This window comes from Vibrio sp. D54, assembly GCF_021728075.1.
Taxonomy (GTDB): Bacteria; Pseudomonadota; Gammaproteobacteria; order Enterobacterales; family Vibrionaceae; genus Vibrio; species Vibrio alginolyticus.
Window position 1 is genome coordinate 1 of the sequence record NZ_JAKKCS010000016.1, and the last position, 19,527, is coordinate 19,527.

Annotated in this window: 18 protein-coding genes and 1 pseudogene; 15 read left to right on the forward strand and 4 right to left on the reverse strand. The window is 44.3% G+C overall.

Annotated features, from left to right (window positions below; all coding sequences use genetic code 11):
* Together L3V37_RS18300 and L3V37_RS18305 are read left to right on the forward strand one after the other, a co-directional pair.
* The coding region (locus L3V37_RS18300; protein ID WP_237306775.1) for an integrase core domain-containing protein at nucleotides 1-93 on the forward strand (93 nt) is incomplete at its 5' end.
* Between the two features lie 264 nt (nucleotides 94-357).
* Complete coding sequence (locus L3V37_RS18305; protein WP_025998700.1) at nucleotides 358-666, forward strand: DUF3622 domain-containing protein; 309 nt, start codon at nucleotides 358-360, stop codon at nucleotides 664-666.
* Nucleotides 667-756: 90 nt separating this feature from the next.
* Here the strand turns inward: L3V37_RS18305 and L3V37_RS18310 are convergent, their stop codons facing one another.
* The 3 genes and pseudogenes from L3V37_RS18310 to L3V37_RS18325 form a co-directional block, all read right to left on the reverse strand.
* Nucleotides 757-1,197: a DNA-directed RNA polymerase subunit beta gene (locus L3V37_RS18310; RefSeq protein WP_213967778.1), complete on the reverse strand. Its 441-nt coding sequence runs from the start codon at nucleotides 1,195-1,197 to the stop codon at nucleotides 757-759.
* A 118-nt stretch (nucleotides 1,198-1,315) separates the two neighbouring features.
* Nucleotides 1,316-3,502, reverse strand: a pseudogene (locus tag L3V37_RS24255) (TonB-dependent receptor).
* A gap of 263 nt (nucleotides 3,503-3,765) precedes the next feature.
* Nucleotides 3,766-4,833, reverse strand: a complete 1,068-nt coding sequence (locus tag L3V37_RS18325) for a succinylglutamate desuccinylase/aspartoacylase family protein (RefSeq protein ID WP_054576939.1) — start codon at nucleotides 4,831-4,833, stop codon at nucleotides 3,766-3,768.
* A gap of 330 nt (nucleotides 4,834-5,163) precedes the next feature.
* On the opposite strand from L3V37_RS18325, the gene L3V37_RS18330 reads away from it, so the two are divergent.
* A complete protein-coding gene (locus tag L3V37_RS18330; RefSeq protein WP_005383765.1) occupies nucleotides 5,164-5,703 on the forward strand; it encodes a DUF3332 domain-containing protein in 540 nt (179 codons plus the stop codon).
* Between the two features lie 64 nt (nucleotides 5,704-5,767).
* Here L3V37_RS18330 and L3V37_RS18335 read toward each other — a convergent pair whose 3' ends face one another.
* The gene (locus L3V37_RS18335; RefSeq protein ID WP_237306738.1) at nucleotides 5,768-7,240 is read right to left on the reverse strand and encodes an aminoacyl-histidine dipeptidase; all 1,473 of its coding nucleotides are present in this window, start codon (nucleotides 7,238-7,240) and stop codon (nucleotides 5,768-5,770) included.
* 1,023 nt (nucleotides 7,241-8,263) lie between these two features.
* Between L3V37_RS18335 and L3V37_RS18340 the strand changes: the two genes are divergently transcribed.
* From L3V37_RS18340 to nusB, 12 genes are all read left to right on the forward strand, one after another.
* On the forward strand, nucleotides 8,264-9,553 hold the full coding sequence (locus tag L3V37_RS18340; protein WP_005381592.1) for an NCS2 family permease: 1,290 nt from the start codon (nucleotides 8,264-8,266) through the stop codon (nucleotides 9,551-9,553).
* A gap of 264 nt (nucleotides 9,554-9,817) precedes the next feature.
* Nucleotides 9,818-10,282 (forward strand): oxytetracycline resistance phosphoribosyltransferase domain-containing protein Tet(34), encoded by a 465-nt coding sequence (gene tet(34) / locus L3V37_RS18345; protein ID WP_005381590.1) that lies wholly within the window; start codon nucleotides 9,818-9,820, stop codon nucleotides 10,280-10,282.
* A 91-nt stretch (nucleotides 10,283-10,373) separates the two neighbouring features.
* Entirely contained in the window at nucleotides 10,374-11,621 is a 1,248-nt protein-coding gene (frsA, locus tag L3V37_RS18350) for an esterase FrsA (protein WP_005381586.1), read from the forward strand.
* Between the two features lie 115 nt (nucleotides 11,622-11,736).
* Entirely contained in the window at nucleotides 11,737-12,126 is a 390-nt protein-coding gene (gene crl / locus L3V37_RS18355) for a sigma factor-binding protein Crl (protein ID WP_005391414.1), read from the forward strand.
* Between the two features lie 121 nt (nucleotides 12,127-12,247).
* Nucleotides 12,248-13,387 carry a glutamate 5-kinase gene (gene proB, locus L3V37_RS18360; RefSeq protein WP_005383771.1) on the forward strand — a complete coding sequence of 380 codons (1,140 nt, stop codon included), beginning with the start codon at nucleotides 12,248-12,250 and terminating at the stop codon, nucleotides 13,385-13,387.
* A gap of 17 nt (nucleotides 13,388-13,404) precedes the next feature.
* On the forward strand, nucleotides 13,405-14,655 hold the full coding sequence (locus tag L3V37_RS18365; RefSeq protein ID WP_237306739.1) for a glutamate-5-semialdehyde dehydrogenase: 1,251 nt from the start codon (nucleotides 13,405-13,407) through the stop codon (nucleotides 14,653-14,655).
* Between the two features lie 206 nt (nucleotides 14,656-14,861).
* Nucleotides 14,862-15,311 (forward strand): transcriptional regulator NrdR, encoded by a 450-nt coding sequence (gene nrdR, locus L3V37_RS18370; RefSeq protein ID WP_005381578.1) that lies wholly within the window; start codon nucleotides 14,862-14,864, stop codon nucleotides 15,309-15,311.
* Between the two features lie 7 nt (nucleotides 15,312-15,318).
* Nucleotides 15,319-16,446, forward strand: a complete 1,128-nt coding sequence (gene ribD / locus L3V37_RS18375) for a bifunctional diaminohydroxyphosphoribosylaminopyrimidine deaminase/5-amino-6-(5-phosphoribosylamino)uracil reductase RibD (protein WP_005383627.1) — start codon at nucleotides 15,319-15,321, stop codon at nucleotides 16,444-16,446.
* Nucleotides 16,447-16,454: 8 nt separating this feature from the next.
* Nucleotides 16,455-17,108, forward strand: coding sequence for a riboflavin synthase (locus tag L3V37_RS18380; RefSeq protein WP_005383626.1), 654 nt, complete (start codon nucleotides 16,455-16,457; stop codon nucleotides 17,106-17,108).
* A 173-nt stretch (nucleotides 17,109-17,281) separates the two neighbouring features.
* The gene (ribBA, locus tag L3V37_RS18385; protein ID WP_005381573.1) at nucleotides 17,282-18,391 is read left to right on the forward strand and encodes a bifunctional 3,4-dihydroxy-2-butanone-4-phosphate synthase/GTP cyclohydrolase II; all 1,110 of its coding nucleotides are present in this window, start codon (nucleotides 17,282-17,284) and stop codon (nucleotides 18,389-18,391) included.
* 169 nt (nucleotides 18,392-18,560) lie between these two features.
* Nucleotides 18,561-19,031 (forward strand): 6,7-dimethyl-8-ribityllumazine synthase, encoded by a 471-nt coding sequence (gene ribE / locus L3V37_RS18390; protein ID WP_005381572.1) that lies wholly within the window; start codon nucleotides 18,561-18,563, stop codon nucleotides 19,029-19,031.
* A complete protein-coding gene (nusB, locus tag L3V37_RS18395; RefSeq protein ID WP_005381571.1) occupies nucleotides 19,031-19,498 on the forward strand; it encodes a transcription antitermination factor NusB in 468 nt (155 codons plus the stop codon). The genes ribE and nusB overlap by 1 nt, the downstream gene beginning before the upstream one ends.
* The last annotated feature ends 29 nt before the right edge of the window (nucleotides 19,499-19,527 follow it).

Genomic DNA, 19,527 nt, shown 5'->3' on the forward strand with positions numbered 1-19,527 from the left:
ATGGTAGCAGAGTCCGTAGATATCTATAATCAAATGAGGCCTCATACGGCTTTACAATACAAAACGCCCGATGAAGTACATCGAGCGTTTTAGTTAAAAAGTGTCAACCCATATCAGGACGGGTCATATCACTCTTTTTTCTTCGTCGCTCTTTCTAGTGACTTGGCGAAACGTTGCTTTGTTCTGCCTCTTCTTTATCATCTATTATCTCGCGTAAAAAACTTGCAGCGTTTAGATTACTTTTATGCTCTAATACCGCGCTTACCAAGGGATGGTGTTAAACAGCTCAGCTTAGATGGAGTTATCAAGTTGACCGAATCCCTGATTGATCCCTAAATCCCTTAGGAAATGAAAGAAATGTCTAAGAATCCAAAATTTGCTATCCGCGTCACTGAAAAACGTAACGGCTGGAGCGCAGAAATCACTCGCCAAGTGACATCTCGTAAGACTGTAGTATCAAAGCGTGAAACAGGCTTTGACAGCGAAGAGAAAGCACAAGCTTGGGCTGAACAAGAACTGGCTGGATTTATCCAAAACCAAGTGGTTCGTAACGAGCGTAAAGCAGCGCAACGTCAAGAGCGTGAAGCAGAACAACTAGCGGCAAAAGTTCGTAAAGAAGAAGCCCGCAAAGCACGTGAAACCGAAGTAGACACTGACGAAGAATAAGTTTAAATCGGTGAGATGGTGACGTTACCCATCAAACAAATAGTGAAAATGCCCTGAGTTTTGTCTCAGGGCATTTTTTATTTATATCGGCTAAAAACAATCCGACGATACGGACAAGCTAAACGTGCCGTCTTCAGGGGCTGCAAATTGTTTATTGCCAGGAAGAAGGTGAGGGTTATTAGCATAAGTGCGATGTGTCGATTTGACCTTTGCAGAATGTCTCTCTGGTAAATCAAAGTGTTGTAAGCCGTCAGATAGATCGTTTGCTTCACCGTAGTCGAAATGTGTTGCGACGTCTTTGGGCTGCTTGGCGTAACGACAGTGATCCGGCTTACCATCTTCGTGCCAAGTTAAAGAGTTAGTTTTTGCATCTAGATTCAGGTTATTTGCTGTTGGCTGTGCGTAAAAATCTTCTGAAACTTGGTGCTTGCTTTGTTCTTGTAAGTAGTCTGCAATGTTCTCAGAAGCTTGCGCTAGGCTACCTAGAGGGAAGAAGCAAATCAGAAGAAGCCGTGTTTTTAGATTGTTCATAATGTGTATGCAAGCAAAAGGAAATGATAATACTGATAAATAAAACGGCGTGCAATTATGGCCATTGGATACGATATAACAGGGCAGTTAATGTCTGCCCTGCATCTTTTAGGTATGGTTAGTATTGATAAGTGAGGTGCAGTTTGACTTCGCGACCAGGCGAAGGCACGCCATTAGATAGGTATGCTTCGTAGTAACGATCGGTTAAGTTTTTCACAACCGCGCCAACGCTCAAGCCTTCGACTTGTTGTATTTCCCAAACCACGTAAGCGTTTTGTAGCGTGTATTGCTCACTTGGCGATTTCACTTTTAAATTATTACCGCTTGCCTTGGTTTTGGTTTGCGCATCATACCAACGGACTTCCCAGCCCGTACGTAAACCAGGAATCCATTCGTAACCTAAACCCAGATTAATGTTTAATGGCGGTACATCAGGATGATCATCATCTGAACCTGTAGAGTCAGATAGGCTACCTTTGTTTTTGCCGCGAATGTAACTTGCTGAGAAATTACTGTAGAAATCTTCAATCCGGTATTGTGAAATTAGCTCAAAGCCATAGTTTTTAAAGCCATCTAGGTTTGTATTCCAGCTTTGTAACTCAGTAGTATTTTTGTCGAGGTTTTCGCCCGTTCGTATATCAACTGTGTCGCTAACATCGTTATAGAACATAGTTAACTCTGTTGCGAGGTTATCGCGAGAGTTCACCAGCCCTTCCGTTAAGTTGATAACGCTTGCTTGATAAGCATGGATACGAGACACGTCCAGATTCAAAGCAGTAGCCGTAGCGGTAGCTCGCGCATATTGCACTGAGTAGATGTTATCAACGGTTGGTGCTTTTAAAGCGTAGGCGTAGGAGGCGTTTAAACGCGTATTATTGCTCGCATCAAAGTCGATATCCAAACGTGGGCTAAAGCCTTTATGCGTCGTTTCACCATAGTCATGTCCGGCAGCTGGATCATTATAATCCGGCGCTGCGTTCCCTTTTCCTTCACTCTTGATGTATTCGTAACGCAGAGAAGGTGTGATTGTTAGGCGGTCTGTTGCTTGATAGTGATCAGCAATGTAAGCGGCATAAATTGACTGCGTGCCAGATGGTTCGTAGTAAGGGGTGTACCAACCGTAGTTTTTCGCTTCATTACTGTCGTATGATGCGTTGAATACTAACGAGTCTCTATCGGTTTTTTGATATTGAAGCCCAGTGACTAGAGTGTGGTCTCCGAATTGTGCTTGGTTAAACACATCAACGTAGTCACGCTCGTAACTCAGCCATGACTCATGACCGTAACTGCCAACAGAAACGAACATTTTCTCGAATGCTACGTCAGGGCGAACCCAATGACGATCGTTTTCGGAACGTGCCATTTTGATATTGAAATCAATATACGGGTTAGTCGGCATGTAGTGGTAAGAGATGGTTGTGGTGTTGTCCGTGTATTTGTTATCGACGGTGTAAGCGTATTGGGCTTTTTCTAATGAGCCTTATTTCTTGATATTGTATTCGGTGATGTTAGGCATTTTTCCGCGGCGGTTAGCCCAAGGTTTACGACCTTCATCTTTGTAGCGAGTGTGGCTAATTTCAAACTCGTGATCGTTGTTTTCATAACCGACCTTTACGAGCATGTTTTCTTGCTCATAACCTGAGTAATCCAACGTTTCACCACCTCCGACTTTAATGTCATCAGAATCTTTTACCGAGCCATTCGCTAGAAAATAAAAACCAGTATCGTTTTTACCATAGAGTGTTAGCGTGTAGGCGTTCTCATCACCGTTAGTGTTGTATGCACTTGAGATGCGAGCACCAAAGTTTCTGTCGCCGTAAAGGAGATCATCGACACTTTTGGTTTTAATGCGAATGGAGCCACCAAACTTCCCGTTGAGTGCTCGATAGTCGTGCGCGCCCTTGATAATTTCTGCTTCGCCAATTAAGAACGGATCAAAAAAGAAGGTACCGTAGCGGTATTGTTGAAAGCCAATTGGAGCGCCATCGACAAAGACGGCGATATCGCTTGGATCATCAAAACCACGAATGTTAATACGTTCGCCACCAGAACGACCGCCACCATCTATTGATGCACCGGGAACGGCATCGATCATTGAGGCAAAATTAGAGTACTGTTGCTCTTCAATCTCTGACCAATTAATGGTGGTTTGCGCAGGCTCAGCAATGGTAATAGGTTTGGCATAACGAACGCCTATGACTTCAAGCTCTTCATTTGGCGCTGTCTCGGCATATGAATAAAGAGGGAAGAGCAAAGCCAGTGAAATGAGATTTACTTTGAATGGATGACTTTTTAATCGTTTCATATTGATGATTTATAGTGTTTTTATGAAGCTGGGATTATAAGAACATTATTACGATTAATAAATGATAATGAGATTAATTATCAAATGTGTTTTTGCGACGGATTGTAAAGTTTTTTATCCATTCGTGGAAACTACGATAAGTATCGTTAGCGTACATAAAACAAAAAGCCCAGCATCATGGACGCTGAGCTTATTGGCTTTAAACAAGATAGTGCGAGCACTGTTGCTCCTTTTGAGCTAATCAGGCGCCTACTTGATAGGAATTACTGAGTTTCTAACGGTATCTGTCCGGTTGTCAGCGGCTCGGCATCGAATTCAGTGAGGCCTTCAATATAGCTTTCGACTGCTTGCTCTAAAGCATTATCACCTTGGTTAAAATAGGCAAGGTGGAAAATTGCATCGCCTTCGTTCACCAATGGTAATGTTTGTTGACCGATAACCAAACCACGCTTCGGGGCTTTTAGTTCTATCTCATCATGACCAAGAGGAGAGCTAATATAAGCGAGTGTTTCCCCCTGTTCTACTTTGTCTCCCAGATTAACGACAGTACGCAAAATGCCGTTACCTGACGCGCGAACCCAGCTGGTGGACTTCGCTATGATAGGCTCAGGCAGCTTTTTCCTGCTCGCACGCAACATACCAATGGCTTGCATTACGCGCCGAACCCCGAACACACCAGCGCTGATCGAAAGTGGATCAAAGCGCAATGCTTCGCCAGCCTCGTAGGTGAGCACTGGAATATCACATTTTTCTGCTTCACTGCGTAAAGAGCCATCACGCAATGCTGAATCAACAATCACTGGCGTTGCAAATGCTTGAGCAATACGCAGAGTTTCTGGGTTGCTTAAGTTTGCGCGAATCTGTGGCAAGTTCGTGCGATGAATGGCCCCTGTGTGTAGATCCAAAATGTAGTCACAACGCTTGGCAATGTTGTTAAAGAACCCGTGTGCCATACGAGATGCAAGTGCGCCTTTTTCACTGCCAGGAAAGCAACGGTTGAGATCTCGTCGGTCGGGCAAGTAACGAGATTTATGGATGAAACCAAAAACGTTAACGATAGGTACTGCAATGACAGTGCCTTTCAGTTTTTGTGGATCCAGTTGGTTAATGATCTGACGAACGATTTCTACGCCATTAAGCTCATCACCATGGATAGCAGCATTCACCATTAACACTGGTCCTTCTTGTTTCCCATGGATGATTTCCACAGGAATAGATAAAGGCGAATGTGTATATAGCTTCGCTGCTTCAAATTCGATCTCTAATCGTTGCCCTGGTTGTATTTGATGTCCTAAGAGCTCAAACACTTTGCTTTTTTTACTTCTGGCCATAAACCATCTCTGTCAAATGCGTCATCAGCAATGTAACAATTGCTGCAAAATCGCACTAATCATTCTCATTAAGGACACGACAAATTACTTTAATCGTCATGCGTGAAATTTTGGTATGTGTGAAGTTTTTGTTTTCAATATGATCTTTTCTATCAGTTTAATACATAACAAGACATAGAGAAGAGTGCGCAATAATAGCCTTAAAAAATGTGACTGTATTAAAAATAATACTGTTCATGGAGGACAAAAAAACGGACTTTTAACCCTACTTTTTATCCGATAATATCCGCGCCGAATTTGAGGTTTCACACTTTCTAACTAGAGGTTTTGATGAAAAAGGCAATTGCTAAAATTGGTGCATTGACTGCGGTAGCAGTTTCACTTTCAGGTTGCGTAGGTAGTAATGCCGTGACAGGTTATGTCATGGGATTTAACTTGAAAGCTGTTGACAACCGTTACGCTCGAGGTGGCCTAAATATGCTTTTAGCGCCTGTTTATGGTGTCGCGATCGCAGCGGATTATATCGTGTTTAACTCTCTAGAATTTTGGACGGGTAAGAACCCGTTAAATGGTAAGCCACATATCTTCGATACAAAGGTAGATACTTACATTGATGTCAATCACCAGTTAGATAAGTCGTTAACGACGGCACCAATCGCACCATTAGCGGATAACCGTGTCATTGAGCAGGGGCGAATGCAGCAAATCGATGAGAACACTGTTCAAATGGATATTACTTACAGTAACGGTGAAAAGGCGACACTCATGGGTGTACGCGATGGTGAGTTTGTCACTTACTACATTGATGGTGAAGTTGTTGCACAAACCTCTATGGATGAATTAGCCGCTTACGCGCAAAACCGTGTGTAGTTGGGTTCAACTAAACCAAAAAAAGGGTGCCGTATGGCACCCTTTGTCGTTTTTCGTGATTGAATTATGCTTTCTCTGGAATCGCTTCTAAAAGCGCGACCATCTGATCCCAGTACAACTGAACAGTATCAATCTTCACTTTCTCATCTGGAGAGTGAGGGAATTTTATTGTTGGACCGAAAGAAACCATATCCATGTGTGGGTATGGTTCTTTAAATAGGCCACACTCAAGACCAGCATGGATGACCATGATGTTCGGCTTATGACCGTAAATGCCTTCATACATATCACGGAAAATTGCCATGATCTCGGAATCTGCATCTGGCTTCCAGCCAGGGTAAGCGCCTGAGAACTGAATTTGTGCGCCTGCTAGCTCAGTAATCGAGCGCAGCATGCTTTCCACTTGGCTACGGCCAGAGTCAATGAGAGAACGAATCAAGCAAAGCACGGTGACTTTATTTTCTTCTGTGCTGATCACACCAACGTTTAGAGAAGTTTCAACAACGCCTTCCACCTCATCACTCATACGGAGTACGCCGTTTGGACAAGCGTTAAGTGCCGCGATGAATCGTTGCTGATCGGCGATTGAAAATACTTGCGCGTCAGTCGTGATCACTTCATTAAAGGTTACGATACCTGTTTCGATTTTACCCAATTCAGTTTTAAGCAGCTCAGTGTAGTGGTTGAACAGCTCAGCAAGCTTGTCTTGGTTTTCGACAGGAAGCGCGACAGTAACAAACGCTTCGCGAGGGATTGCATTACGTAAGCTACCACCACGGAATTCGACTAAACGTAAATCAAGCTCTTGAGCATGACCGGCAAGGAAACGACCAAGTAATTTGTTGGCATTACCGCGACCTGTGTGAATGTCACAACCTGAGTGACCACCTTTTAGGCCTTTCAGCGTCAGTTGGCGTGTTACAAAACCTGCAGGCGTTGATTCTCGAGAAATATCGAAAGTCATGGTGCCATCAACGCCACCTGCACAACCCATGTAGACTTCGCCTTCTTGCTCAGAGTCTGTATTTAGAAGAATCTCACCCTCTAACCAACCAGCTTCAAGGCCAAATGCGCCAGTCATGCCTGCTTCTTCATCAATCGTCAGCAGAACTTCGAGTGGACCGTGCTTAATATCTTTAGATGCCAATACAGCAAGGCAAGAAGCCATACCAATACCGTTATCTGCACCAAGCGTTGTGCCTTTCGCAGTTACCCATTCGCCATCTATGTAAGGTTGGATTGGATCTTTGGTGAAGTCGTGTTCAGTGTCTTCGTTTTTCTGCGGCACCATGTCGATGTGTGCTTGAAGTACAACAGCCTTCTTATTTTCCATTCCTGGTGTCGCGGGCTTTTTGATGAACACGTTACCGGTTGGATCACGGCGAACGTCAAAGCCTTGCTCTGTTGCCCAGTTGATAATGTACTGTGCTAATGCTTCTTCATGTTTCGATGGATGAGGGATAGAACAAATCTTATCGAAAAACTGCCAAAGTGGAGCAGGTGATAAGGTACTGATCTCAGAATGGAACTCAGACACGGAGGACTCCTTTTGATGTGCTTTGCCAAATATATACCGTAAAAATATTGTCAAGGTAGCATTAAATGCTAGACGATTTGGCCTTCAAATTGCCGTTAGCATACCACCAGATAAGGAGTACGAGTAGTCGCGATCACAAGGATTTCTCTCAGAACTGTCACAGTTTGTGAATACAATAACAAGCACTATGTGTTCTCTATCATACATTCTGAAAGTGGCTTTATTTTTTAATTCATAAAATTGTAATTTAATTACATATAAACTTTGATAAAGGTCAATTTATGTATTTTTTGTGATTTTAATCACCAAAATGCTTGTAATTAAATTTCTTGGTGGTATATTTGTAACCAGCTTCTGAGAGAAGAATGAAATGCTCAAAGGATGAGTCCGTTTTATCGCCTCCAAGGAACCGAGAAATCAACGAATGTTTAATTGATTTAAAAGGTGATAGTTATGAAAGGTTTACCAAGTACAATGTTCTGGAATAGCAAGTCTGTTTACACCGGTAACTTTGTATACCCAACAAGCTTTGGCTACTAAGTGAAGTCAACGCATGTGACTCGAACAGTTTGTTCACCCCTATAAATTGGAATTTTTTTTCAGTGATAGTGCTGACATGATTCACCGCCACCCAAATTGGGTGGCGTTTTTTTATCTCTATTTTCTCTTCCTGACTCACTTATTGCCATCAAAGCCTTCTTCTATTCCCCATTCTTCGGTTTTATCGACTTTTCCATCAAATCTGTTAGATACCATGTTTAAAATGGGCCTTTTTCATCTGAAAGTTTAGTACATTGCTCAGTTTTCATTCTCTTTTAGGGAACTGTCTTATCTGGGTTACCTATTGTTTTATAAGAATATATTTCTTTACTTGCTTTGATGGGTTAGAGAATGTGTTTCATATCCAAAGAAAAAAAACGCATTAGAGTGAAGATTCTATCTAGAATTTGCTATTTGATAACTTTATAATTCCCGCCAATCGATTACGCAACCGTTTACTTTTTACCTTTACAGGATTCGATCATGCTCGAGAGGCTTTTTAAACTCAGTGAAAATGGCACAAATGTGCGCACTGAGATCATTGCAGGTGTTACGACCTTCCTAACTATGGCTTACATTATTTTTGTAAACCCAGCGATCCTGTCGGACACCGGTATGGACCGTGGCGCCATTTTTGTCGCGACTTGTCTTGCTGCCGCAATCGGCTGTTTTATTATGGGATTTGTTGCCAATTACCCAATCGCACAGGCACCAGGAATGGGCCTGAACGCATTTTTCACTTACTCTGTTGTATTGGGAATGGGTTATACGTGGCAAGTTGCGTTGGCGGCTGTATTTGTTTCTGGCCTTCTGTTCATTCTTTTAAGCGTATTTAAGATCCGTGAGTGGATTATTAACTCGATCCCGCATTCTCTACGAACAGGTATTTCAGCTGGTATTGGTCTTTTCTTAGCGTTTATCGCATTAAAAAATGCAGGTATCGTCGTTGATAACCCAGCGACATTAGTTTCTATGGGAGAGATCACATCATTGCCATCTGTATTGGCCGCGATTGGCTTCTTTCTTACGATTGCACTGGTTCACCGTGGTGTGAAAGGTGCGGTGATGATCGCCATTCTTGGCGTTACAGCGCTTGGTCTTCTATTTGGTGATGTGCAGTGGGGCGGTATTATGTCAACGCCACCAAGCATTGCGCCAACTTTCATGCAACTGGATTTCTCTGGTTTGTTTGAAGTAGGCATGATTTCCGTCGTATTTGCTTTCCTATTTGTCGATTTATTTGACACCGCAGGTACGCTCGTTGGCGTTTCTCAAAAAGCAGGTCTAACTGATGAGAATGGCAACATCCCTCGTTTAAACAAAGCGTTACTTGCAGACTCAACAGCAACGTCAGTAGGTGCATTACTTGGTACCTCTAACACGACATCTTATATTGAAAGCGTTTCTGGTGTGGCTGCGGGTGGGCGTACTGGTCTAACAGCTGTGGTTGTTGGTGTACTCTTCCTACTTGCTCTATTGTTCTCACCACTTGCGGGTATGATCCCTGCTTATGCAACGTCAGGTGCGCTATTCTATGTGGCGATCTTGATGCTGTCTGGGCTAGTAAGCATTGATTGGCGTGACTTAACTGAAGCGTCGCCAGTTGTTGTGACTTGTTTGGTGATGCCGCTAACATTCTCGATTGCAGAAGGTATCACGTTAGGCTTTATCGCATACGCGGCGATCAAATTATTTAGCGGCAAGGGCCGTGAAGTGTCGATGAGTGTATGGGTGATGTCAGCCATCTTCATCGTTAAATACCTCGTCGGTTAATTTCTCGAGCAAAAAGCCAGTGTGGATTTATTCACGCTGGCTTTTTCTTTTTTTACGTTGTTCACAGAAGACGGTTTTTCTGCGGAATAGGCAGAGAATTTTGATATCACCGTTGGTATTAGCGGTGTGTTTCGGTAGAATAATCGTTTGCGCAGCTTGAAATCCTCGTCTCCAAACATTTTGGAGAAGTTAGTGAGCATTCCGCTTTTGAGTGACTTCGCTAGATTTTGAGGATGCATATTTTCAAATTATTAGGTTATTACAATGAGTAAAAAATTCATTATCACTTGGGATGCAATGCAGACTTACTGCCGTGAACTGGCTGAAAAACAAATGCCAGCTGAGCAATGGAAAGGAATTTGGGCGGTAAGCCGCGGCGGTTTGGTTCCTGGCGCTATTTTGGCTCGTGAACTGGGTATTCGTTACGTTGATACAATCTGTATTTCAAGCTACGACCATGATCATCAGCGCGACATGACGGTACTAAAAGCACCTGAAGGTGATGGCGAAGGTTACCTAATCGTTGAAGACCTAGTAGACAGTGGTGATACAGCGCGCAAACTACGTGAGATGTACCCAAAAGCGAAAATGATCGCTGTGTGTGCGAAACCATCAGGCAAAGAGCTGCTGGATGATTACGTTGTAGATATTGCTCAAGACACTTGGATCGAGCAGCCTTGGGATATGTCAATCCAGTATGCTGAGCCAGTAAACCGCAAGCAAAAATAAGCGCGGTTAAAGAATATTGAGAAATGCCCCTTTATAGGGGCATTTTTTTTATTATGATATTAAATCATGCTAATAGCCTAGGGTTCTTCCTATGTCTGAAGACGTCAGTAAAAATCTTTCCGAAACTTTGTTCGTGAAACATAAGCAAGCAAAAGAAACCTCCGCACTTACCCAGTACATGCCGACCAGTAAAAAAATACTTGATGAACGAGAAGCGCAGGGTGATCGTGCTTGGTATCGTCATTTGCGTCGCTTGCAATGGGCTTGGCAAGGATTGTCTCCGATCGAAATGGAAGGCGTACTGTCCAAAATTGCTTCATCTTCTCACTCGCGAACCAATGATGATTGGTTAGACACTGTAATGGGTTATCACAGTGGTAACTGGACATTTGAGTGGATCAAGCTTGGTATGGATCATCAGAAGCGAGCAAATGAAATGCAAGGAGAAGAGGCAGCGGATGAACTCTTCACTGCTTCTTTGTGTTTTAGTATTGCAGGCTACCCACATTTAAAAAATGACAACTTGGCATCGCAGGCTCAAGTACTGGCAAACAAAGCGTATTCTGACGGCGCAGAAAAAACTAAGTACACCATCAAGCAAATTGAAGTGCCTTACCAAAATCGCAAAATCATCGCGAACCTCCATTTACCAAGAACGGATAAACAGTTGCCTGTGGTCATGGTGAGCGCTGGTTTGGATACTCTACAAACCGACATGTGGCGTTTGTTCCGTAATCGTCTTGCTCCGCGAGATATTGCGATGTTAACCGTGGACATGCCTTCAGTAGGGCATAGCTCTCATTGGCCCTTGACCGAGAATTCAAGTTGCCTACATCAAGCGGTATTGAATGAGCTTTACTCGCTACCTTGGGTTGATCATCACAAAGTGGGGTTAGTTGGGTTTCGTTTTGGTGGTAATGCCATGATCAGACTCTCTTTTGTCGAGCAAGAAAAGATCAAAGCTTGTGTCGCTCTAGGCGCACCCGTACATGATATTTTTACTTCCCCTCAGAAGTTACAAAAGATGCCGAAGATGTACCTAGATCTTTTGGCTTCCCGTTTGGGGAAAAATGCGGTTGATATTAATAGCATGGCTGGTCAGATGATGGCGTGGTCATTGAAGGTTCAGGGCTTCCTGAGCAGTCGAAAAACCAAAGTGCCTATTTTGGCTTTGAGTCTTGAGGGCGATCCAGTGTCGCCACACAGTGATAATCAACTTGTTGCTCTATTTAGCCAGTATGGTAGAGCGAAAAAAATCAGTTCCAAAACAATTACAAAAGGATATGAGCAATCCCTCGATTTAGCCATAAAGTGGCTAGAAGATGAATTATTAGGGTGACAATTCTCCTAAATTAGTTAAGAGTGATATATCTGAGCAAAAAATAAGCTCATGATAATTAAAAATAATAATCATTCTTGGGTGTTTACTTTTAACTATGAAAACGGAGATTCATATGTCAGAGACGACTCAGGGCCCGACTCACTTTCGCTTGATGTCAAAGTTGAAGGCGATAGGGCCTTACCTGCGCGAACCACAATCGCAAGAAGGGCGCTATTATTTTGATTGTCTATCTGTTTGTGTAGACGACAAAAAATCGCCTGAGAAGCGTGAATTTTGGGGCTGGTGGATGGATTTAGAATCCATCGAAGGAGGCTTTACTGCCAAATATCATATCGGCAAGTACAACAAAGAAGGGCAATGGGTATCTGAAGCCCTGCCTAAAAAAGCGGTAGAGGAAGTGTATCTGACGCAGAGCACATTCCATCAAAAGCTGGTTGATACTTTAGAAGAACACTTCAAATTAGAAGTCGAATATCACACGGAGTCTTTCGATTTCGCTTAATTTGGTTGTTTTCATTTAATACCAAACAAAAAGGTGCGAAAACGCACCTTTTCTCTTGTTAATTCCCTCTTTGATTGTTAAAACATCCTCTCTTTATTTGTTTTTCACTTCAGAAGACATCATGACAACGAATCAACAAAATGCAGTTGTTTCACAACCACAAACTGTCGTTGTGAAACTGGGTACAAGTGTGCTGACAGGCGGCACTCTGGCACTCGACCGTGCACACATGGTTGAGTTAGCACGCCAGTGTGCTGAGCTTAAAAAACAAGGCCATTCAATCGTAATGGTTTCGTCTGGTGCGATTGCAGCAGGCCGTGAGCATCTTGGTTACCCCGCATTGCCCAACGAGATGGCGAGTAAGCAGTTACTTGCCGCGGTGGGGCAGAGTCGCTTGATTCAAACATGGGAGTCTTTGTTTGGTATTTATGGTATCAAGATCGGCCAAATGCTACTAACCCGTGCCGATTTAGAAGATCGCGAGCGATTCCTTAACGCGCGTGACACTATTAATGCGCTCGTTGCGAACGATATTGTTCCTATCGTAAACGAAAATGATGCCGTTGCGACTAGCGAGATTAAAGTTGGCGATAACGACAACCTTTCCGCTTTGGTAGGCATTTTATGTGGTGCAGATAAGCTCTTGCTTTTAACGGACCAAAAAGGTCTATTTACTGCTGACCCTCGTAAAGATCCGAACGCAGAGCTTATCAAGGAAGTAAAAACCATCGACGATACGCTGCGTAAAATCGCAGGTGGAAGCGGTACAACATTGGGTACTGGTGGTATGGCAACGAAGCTTCAAGCCGCAGACATCGCTCGCCGCGCAGGTATAGAGGTTATTATTGCTGCTGGTAGTGCGCCGAATGTTATCTTTGACTCTTTAAGTGCTGAACCTCAGGGCACGCGCTTCCTACCTTGCGCTGAAGCCTTAGAGAACCGTAAACGCTGGATTCTAGCGGGGCCTGCGGCATCGGGCGACATCGTTATTGATGATGGTGCAGTCAATGCTGTGGTCGGCAAGGGCAGTAGCCTACTTGCTAAAGGGGTCATCAAAGTTAGTGGTGACTTTGCACGAGGCGAAGTGGCGCGTGTAACGAACGCTCACGGTAAGTTGGTGGCTCGTGGCATCAGCGCCTACTCAAGTGATGACCTAACTAAAATTACTGGTAAGCACAGTAAAGATATCATCTCTATTTTGGGTCATGATTATGGCTCTGAGGTGATTCACCGCGATGATTTGGTCGTCATTCAGGAATAGAATTAGAGGGAAGCAAAGTGGATTTAACGAATATGGGTAAAGCTGCTAAAGGTGCAGCTTTCGAATTAGCGACAGCGTCAACTGCGCAAAAGAACCAAGCATTAGCCATCATTGCTGATGAGCTAGAAGCAAACTCTGCTGCTATTTTGGCGGCAAACGCTAAAGACATCGAACTTGGCCGTGAAGCGGGTTTAACCGATGCGCTGCTCGATCGCCTTTTGCTTAATGAAGAACGATTGACTGCAATTGCGAATGATGTTCGCAACGTCATTAGCTTGAACGATCCTGTAGGCAGCGAAATAGACAGTAAGGTACTGGAAAATGGGATGTCACTGTCTCGTCGTCGTGTGCCACTTGGTGTCGTGGGCGTAATTTATGAAGCGCGTCCAAACGTAACCATTGATATTGCAGCGTTGTGCTTGAAAACCGGCAACGCAAGTATTTTACGTGGTGGCAAAGAGACATTTTTCTCGAATATGGAATTAGTGAAGGTTATTCAGTCTGCGCTCGCAAAGGCGAACCTTCCAGCCGCTTCTGTGCAGTACATTGAAAAACCAGATCGTGAGCTTGTTTCTCAATTGCTTAAGTTGGACGATTACGTCGACATGATCATTCCACGCGGTGGTGCTGGCCTACACAAAATGTGTAAAGAAAACAGCACGATTCCGGTGATTATTGGTGGCTTTGGTATCAGCCATATCTTTGTCGACGAATCCGCTGATCTAGAGAAATCCCTGAATGTGGTTGAGAACTCTAAAGTTCAACGTCCATCTGCGTGTAACTCATTAGATACGCTGCTCGTGCATGAAAAAATTGCAGCGCAATTCCTACCAATGATCGTAGAGCGCATGAACGATAAAGTGACCTTCGTGACAGAGCCTAAGGCAAAAGCACTGATGGCTCAAGCAACACAAATTCGCGATGCTGTTGAAGGTGACTTTGATACGGAATGGTTGAGCTACACTCTTGGTGTAAAAGTTGTGTCTGATGTGAAAGATGCCATTGATCATATGCGTGTCCATAACGCGAGCCACTCAGATGCGATCATGACCAATAGTTTGGAAAACTCAGAACTGTTCATCAATTCTGTCGGTTCGGCGGCGGTTTATGTGAATGCTTCAACGCGCTTTACAGACGGTGCGCAATTTGGCCTTGGCGCAGAAGTCGCAGTATCTACACAAAAGCTACATGCACGCGGTCCGATGGGCTTAGAAGAGCTAACTAGCTACAAGTGGGTTGGTAAAGCGAACTACTTAGCACGCAGTTAACACATTCGACGAGATCTTGAGTGAAAAAGGGGCCTTTGCGCCCCTTTTTGTTTTGTCTAACATACCAATTCCGCTACACTACATGAGCTTTTATTTCGGTTTGAAAGCGTTATACCCAAATAGCTTTAATAGAGTCCGTATAACCATGAACGCGTGGTTATCCGTGATTGCTCATGAGGTTATTTTGGTATAGATATGGAGGTGATATGCATTGTCCTTTTTGTTCCGAGAACGATACCAAAGTTATTGATTCCCGCTTAGTGGCTGATGGCCATCAAGTTCGACGTCGCCGTCAGTGCTTGGCGTGTAGCGAGCGTTTCACTACGTTTGAAAGCGCAGAGTTAGTGATGCCTAAAGTGATCAAATCGAATGGCAACCGTGAACCATTTGATGAAGATAAAATGGTTGGCGGTATTCAACGCGCTTTAGAGAAACGCCCAGTGAGTGCCGATTCTATAGAGTTAGCGATCAGTATGATCAAATCACAACTGCGTGCGACGGGTGAGCGAGAGGTTCCGAGTGAAATGATTGGTAATTTAGTCATGGACCAGCTCAAAGAGCTCGATAAGGTGGCTTACATTCGTTTCGCTTCCGTTTACCGCAGCTTTGAAGATATTCGCGAGTTTGGCGAAGAGATTGCCCGCCTAGAAGACTGAGTAGCTCATGACTCAACACTCTCCTGAAAGAGCGTTTTCTGATTTAGATTTCGCCATGATGTCACGAGCTATTAAGTTAGCGAAACGTGGCATTTATACCACCGCCCCTAATCCAAATGTAGGGTGTGTCATCGTTCGTGATGAAGAAATTGTCGGTGAAGGCTATCACCATCGTGCTGGTGAGCCGCATGCCGAAGTGCACGCGATGCGCATGGCGGGTGAAAAAGCAGTTGGTGCAACCGCTTATGTGACGCTAGAACCTTGCTCTCATTACGGCCGTACACCGCCATGTGCCGAAGGGCTGATTAAAGCCAAAGTGGCACGTGTGGTTTGCGCCATGGTAGACCCAAACCCGAAAGTTGCAGGTCGCGGCATCCAGATGTTACGTGATGCCGGAATTGAAGTACAAATCGGCTTGTTAGAGCAAGATGCCCTTGCCCTTAACCCTGGTTTTATAAAGTACATGCGCACAGGCATGCCGTTTGTTCAATTAAAAATGGCAGCCAGTTTGGATGGGCAAAGCGCACTCAATAATGGTCAGAGCCAATGGATCACCTCCCCTGCGGCCCGCCAAGATGTGCAGCGTTATCGAGCGATGAGTGGTGGTATTCTCTCTACCAGCAAAACGGTGATTGATGATAATGCGTCACTCAATGTGCGTTGGGATGACTTACCTACCAGTGTTCAAGCGCAGTATTTACGAGAAGAACTTCGTCAACCAGTACGTGTAATCTTAGACCGTCAGAACCATTTAACGGGTGCGCTCAAGCTGTTCCACACCGATGGAGAGCGAGTTATTATTCGCTCTGATGGAGACTGTATCCCTCTATTGGACAGCGCTGACCAAATTGACTTATCAACGACATTAAAACGTATCTCGGATGAGCACCACATCAATCACTTATGGGTTGAAGCTGGAGCTACGCTAGCGAGTGCGATGATAAAGGCTAATCTTGTAGATGAGCTCATTGTTTACCTTGCGCCAAAACTCATGGGCAGCGATGGTCGGGGGCTTATCGGTGCTTTAGGGTTAAGCGCTATGGCTGACGTCATAGATTTAAACATTACAGACGTTCGTATGGTTGGGGTAGACATTCGCATCACCGCCACCATAAAACGTAATGAAATTAGATAAGAAATAGTATGTTTACAGGAATAGTAGAAGCAGTTGGCAAGTTAGCTGCGATTACGCCGAAGGGCGAAGACATCACCGTCACGGTTGAAACGGGTACGCTTGATATGTCAGACGTTAAGTTAGGCGATAGCATTGCGACCAATGGTGTTTGCTTAACGGTAGTTGACTTCGGAAGCCACTATTACAGTGCTGATCTGTCATTAGAAACCTTGAAGAAAACTGGGTTTGCTGATTACCAAGTAGGCGATAAGGTGAATCTAGAAAAAGCCATGTTGCCAACAACGCGATTGGGTGGACATATCGTTTCTGGCCATGTCGATGGGGTTGGTGAAATTGTCGAACGCAATTCAGTTGGCCGTGCGATAGAGTTTTGGGTTGCAATGCCTGCGGAAATTAGCAAGTACGTTGCAGAGAAAGGCTCGATTACTGTTGATGGTATTAGCCTAACCGTCAACGACTTACGTAAAAATGCTTTTAAGCTGACGATCGTTCCTCATACGAGTGAAGAAACTACGATTGACCAGTTTCAAGTGGGGCGCAAAGTCAACTTAGAAGTTGATGTACTTGCGCGTTATATGGAGCGTTTACTGCAAGGACAACAAGAAGATAAGGCCGAGTCTCGTATCACGATGGACTTTTTACAGCAAAACGGTTTTGCATAAGTCTTGGGAGTGGCTGCGTGAGGCATGCGATAAAGAGCAGACTCACAGAACACCGCGAGATTCATTGACTTGCTTAATGCAAAGCTCAAACTATTGACCTAACTAGCATTCACTGCAACGTAATTTTTCATTGCTGTCGCAATAACAAATTTAGAATAACGGGATAACAGACTATGCCAATCAGTACGCCACAAGAAATTATTGATGATATTCGCGCAGGCAAAATGGTCATCCTAATGGATGATGAAGACCGCGAGAATGAAGGTGACTTGATCATGGCTGCCGAGCATATTACGCCGGAAGCCATCAACTTTATGGCAACCTATGGCCGTGGCCTGATTTGTTTAACCATGACCAAAGATCGTTGCGAAAGTCTAGGTCTGCCACCAATGGTGCAAGACAATAATGCGCAATACACCACCAACTTTACTGTTTCGATTGAGGCAGCAGAAGGGGTAACGACTGGTATTTCAGCCGCAGATCGCGCACGTACCGTTCAAGCAGCAGTCGCGCCAAACGCTAAAGCTGCGGATTTGGTGCAGCCTGGTCACATCTTCCCTCTCGCAGCTCAAGACGGCGGTGTACTGACTCGCGCAGGTCACACTGAAGCTGGCTGTGATTTGGCTCGTCTTGCTGGTTTAGAGCCAGCATCGGTGATTGTTGAGATCTTAAATGACGACGGCACGATGGCTCGTCGCCCAGATCTAGAGATCTTTGCAGAGAAGCACGGTATTAAATTGGGCACTATTGCCGACCTAATTGAGTACCGCAATAACACTGAGACAACGATTGAACGTGTGGCAGAGTGCAAGTTACCGACAGAGTTTGGTGAGTTCACGTTAGTCACTTACAAAGACACCATTGATAACCAAGTGCACTACGCAATGTGCAAGGGCGATTTGAAAGAAAAAGCGCCACTGGTTCGCGTACATCTTCAAGACGTTTTTACCGACTTACTACGTAGCGATCGTAATGCAGAGCGCAGCTGGACACTAGATAAGGCAATGAAACGCATTGGTGAAGAGGGCGGTGTGTTGGTTGTTCTTGGCCATGAAGAATCGACTGATCTACTTATTCATCGCGTGAAGATGTTCGAAGCGCAAGACAAAGGTGAAGCACCAACGCTTGCTAAAAAACAAGGCACGTCTCGCCGTGTTGGCGTTGGTTCACAGATTCTTGCGGATCTCGGTGTACATGATATGCGTCTTCTGTCATCGACCAACAAAAAGTACCACGCGTTAGGTGGTTTTGGTCTGAACGTTGTTGAGTACGTCTGCGAGTAACAACCGAACAATAAGTTCCTAGTCTTTGACGTGCTTAACTCGTCAATGGCTAGGAACCGGTGATTTGCCTCCAATTTCCATTAGATATTGCTCACAAATTTGTGCTAGAATCCGGCGATTCTCACTTGATGAACATATTTCACTTATAAATAGAGTTAAAGGAAAGCTTATGAAAGTGATCGAGGGTGGCTTCCCAGCGCCAAATGCAAAAATTGCTATCGTTATTTCTCGTTTCAACAGTTTTATTAACGAAAGCCTACTTTCTGGTGCGATCGATACACTAAAGCGTCACGGACAAGTAAGCGAAGACAACATCACGGTTGTGCGTTGTCCAGGTGCCGTAGAACTACCTCTAGTAGCTCAGCGTGTTGCTAAAACTGGCAAATTCGACGCTATTGTTTCTCTAGGGTCTGTTATTCGCGGTGGAACGCCTCACTTTGACTATGTTTGTAGTGAAATGAACAAAGGTCTAGCACAAGTGTCTATGGAATTCAGCATTCCAGTAGCATTTGGTGTTTTGACTGTTGATACGATCGATCAAGCGATTGAACGCGCAGGAACCAAGGCTGGTAATAAAGGTGCAGAGGCTGCACTAAGCGCACTTGAAATGATTAATGTACTATCTGAAATTGATTCCTAATGGGGGCCAGTGTGAAACCAGCCGCACGTCGTAACGCACGTCAATTCGCTCTACAGGCGATCTACTCATGGCAAATTACTAAAGAGAATGTTGCCAAGATTGAAGAACAGTTTTTGTCTGGCGACAAATACGATGAAGAAGAACTTCATGCATCTGAGCCAGCGCTTGCTGCTCCAGAGACAGACGTAGCTTACTTCCGTGAACTATTAAGCGGTGTTGTACTTAGCCACGCTGAGCTAGATAGCAAAATTCGTCCATACATCTCTCGTCCTATGCAGGATTTAGATATGATGGAACTTGCTCTTCTTCGCCTTGCTATGTACGAGATGACTCGTCGCGAAGATGTTCCTTACAAAGTTGTTATCAATGAAGCGATTGAACTTGCAAAAGTTTTCGCAGCAGAAGATAGCCACAAGTTTGTGAATGGTGTACTTGATAAAGCAGCACCTCACATTCGTAAGAAATAACGATTTCTTCAATGAAAAGGTCAGCACAT

What these genes read in the sequence shown, in the direction of transcription:
- L3V37_RS18305 (WP_025998700.1), top strand. Translation starts at nt 358, where the DNA reads ATGTCTAAGAATCCAAAATTTGCTATCCGCGTCACTGAAAAACGTAAC.
- L3V37_RS18310 (WP_213967778.1), bottom strand. Translation starts at nt 1,197, where the DNA reads ATGAACAATCTAAAAACACGGCTTCTTCTGATTTGCTTCTTCCCTCTA.
- L3V37_RS18325 (WP_054576939.1), bottom strand. Translation starts at nt 4,833, where the DNA reads ATGGCCAGAAGTAAAAAAAGCAAAGTGTTTGAGCTCTTAGGACATCAA.
- L3V37_RS18330 (WP_005383765.1), top strand. Translation starts at nt 5,164, where the DNA reads ATGAAAAAGGCAATTGCTAAAATTGGTGCATTGACTGCGGTAGCAGTT.
- L3V37_RS18340 (WP_005381592.1), top strand. Translation starts at nt 8,264, where the DNA reads ATGCTCGAGAGGCTTTTTAAACTCAGTGAAAATGGCACAAATGTGCGC.
- frsA (WP_005381586.1), top strand. Translation starts at nt 10,374, where the DNA reads ATGTCTGAAGACGTCAGTAAAAATCTTTCCGAAACTTTGTTCGTGAAA.
- crl (WP_005391414.1), top strand. Translation starts at nt 11,737, where the DNA reads ATGTCAGAGACGACTCAGGGCCCGACTCACTTTCGCTTGATGTCAAAG.
- proB (WP_005383771.1), top strand. Translation starts at nt 12,248, where the DNA reads ATGACAACGAATCAACAAAATGCAGTTGTTTCACAACCACAAACTGTC.
- nrdR (WP_005381578.1), top strand. Translation starts at nt 14,862, where the DNA reads ATGCATTGTCCTTTTTGTTCCGAGAACGATACCAAAGTTATTGATTCC.
- ribD (WP_005383627.1), top strand. Translation starts at nt 15,319, where the DNA reads ATGACTCAACACTCTCCTGAAAGAGCGTTTTCTGATTTAGATTTCGCC.
- L3V37_RS18380 (WP_005383626.1), top strand. Translation starts at nt 16,455, where the DNA reads ATGTTTACAGGAATAGTAGAAGCAGTTGGCAAGTTAGCTGCGATTACG.
- ribBA (WP_005381573.1), top strand. Translation starts at nt 17,282, where the DNA reads ATGCCAATCAGTACGCCACAAGAAATTATTGATGATATTCGCGCAGGC.
- ribE (WP_005381572.1), top strand. Translation starts at nt 18,561, where the DNA reads ATGAAAGTGATCGAGGGTGGCTTCCCAGCGCCAAATGCAAAAATTGCT.
- nusB (WP_005381571.1), top strand. Translation starts at nt 19,031, where the DNA reads ATGGGGGCCAGTGTGAAACCAGCCGCACGTCGTAACGCACGTCAATTC.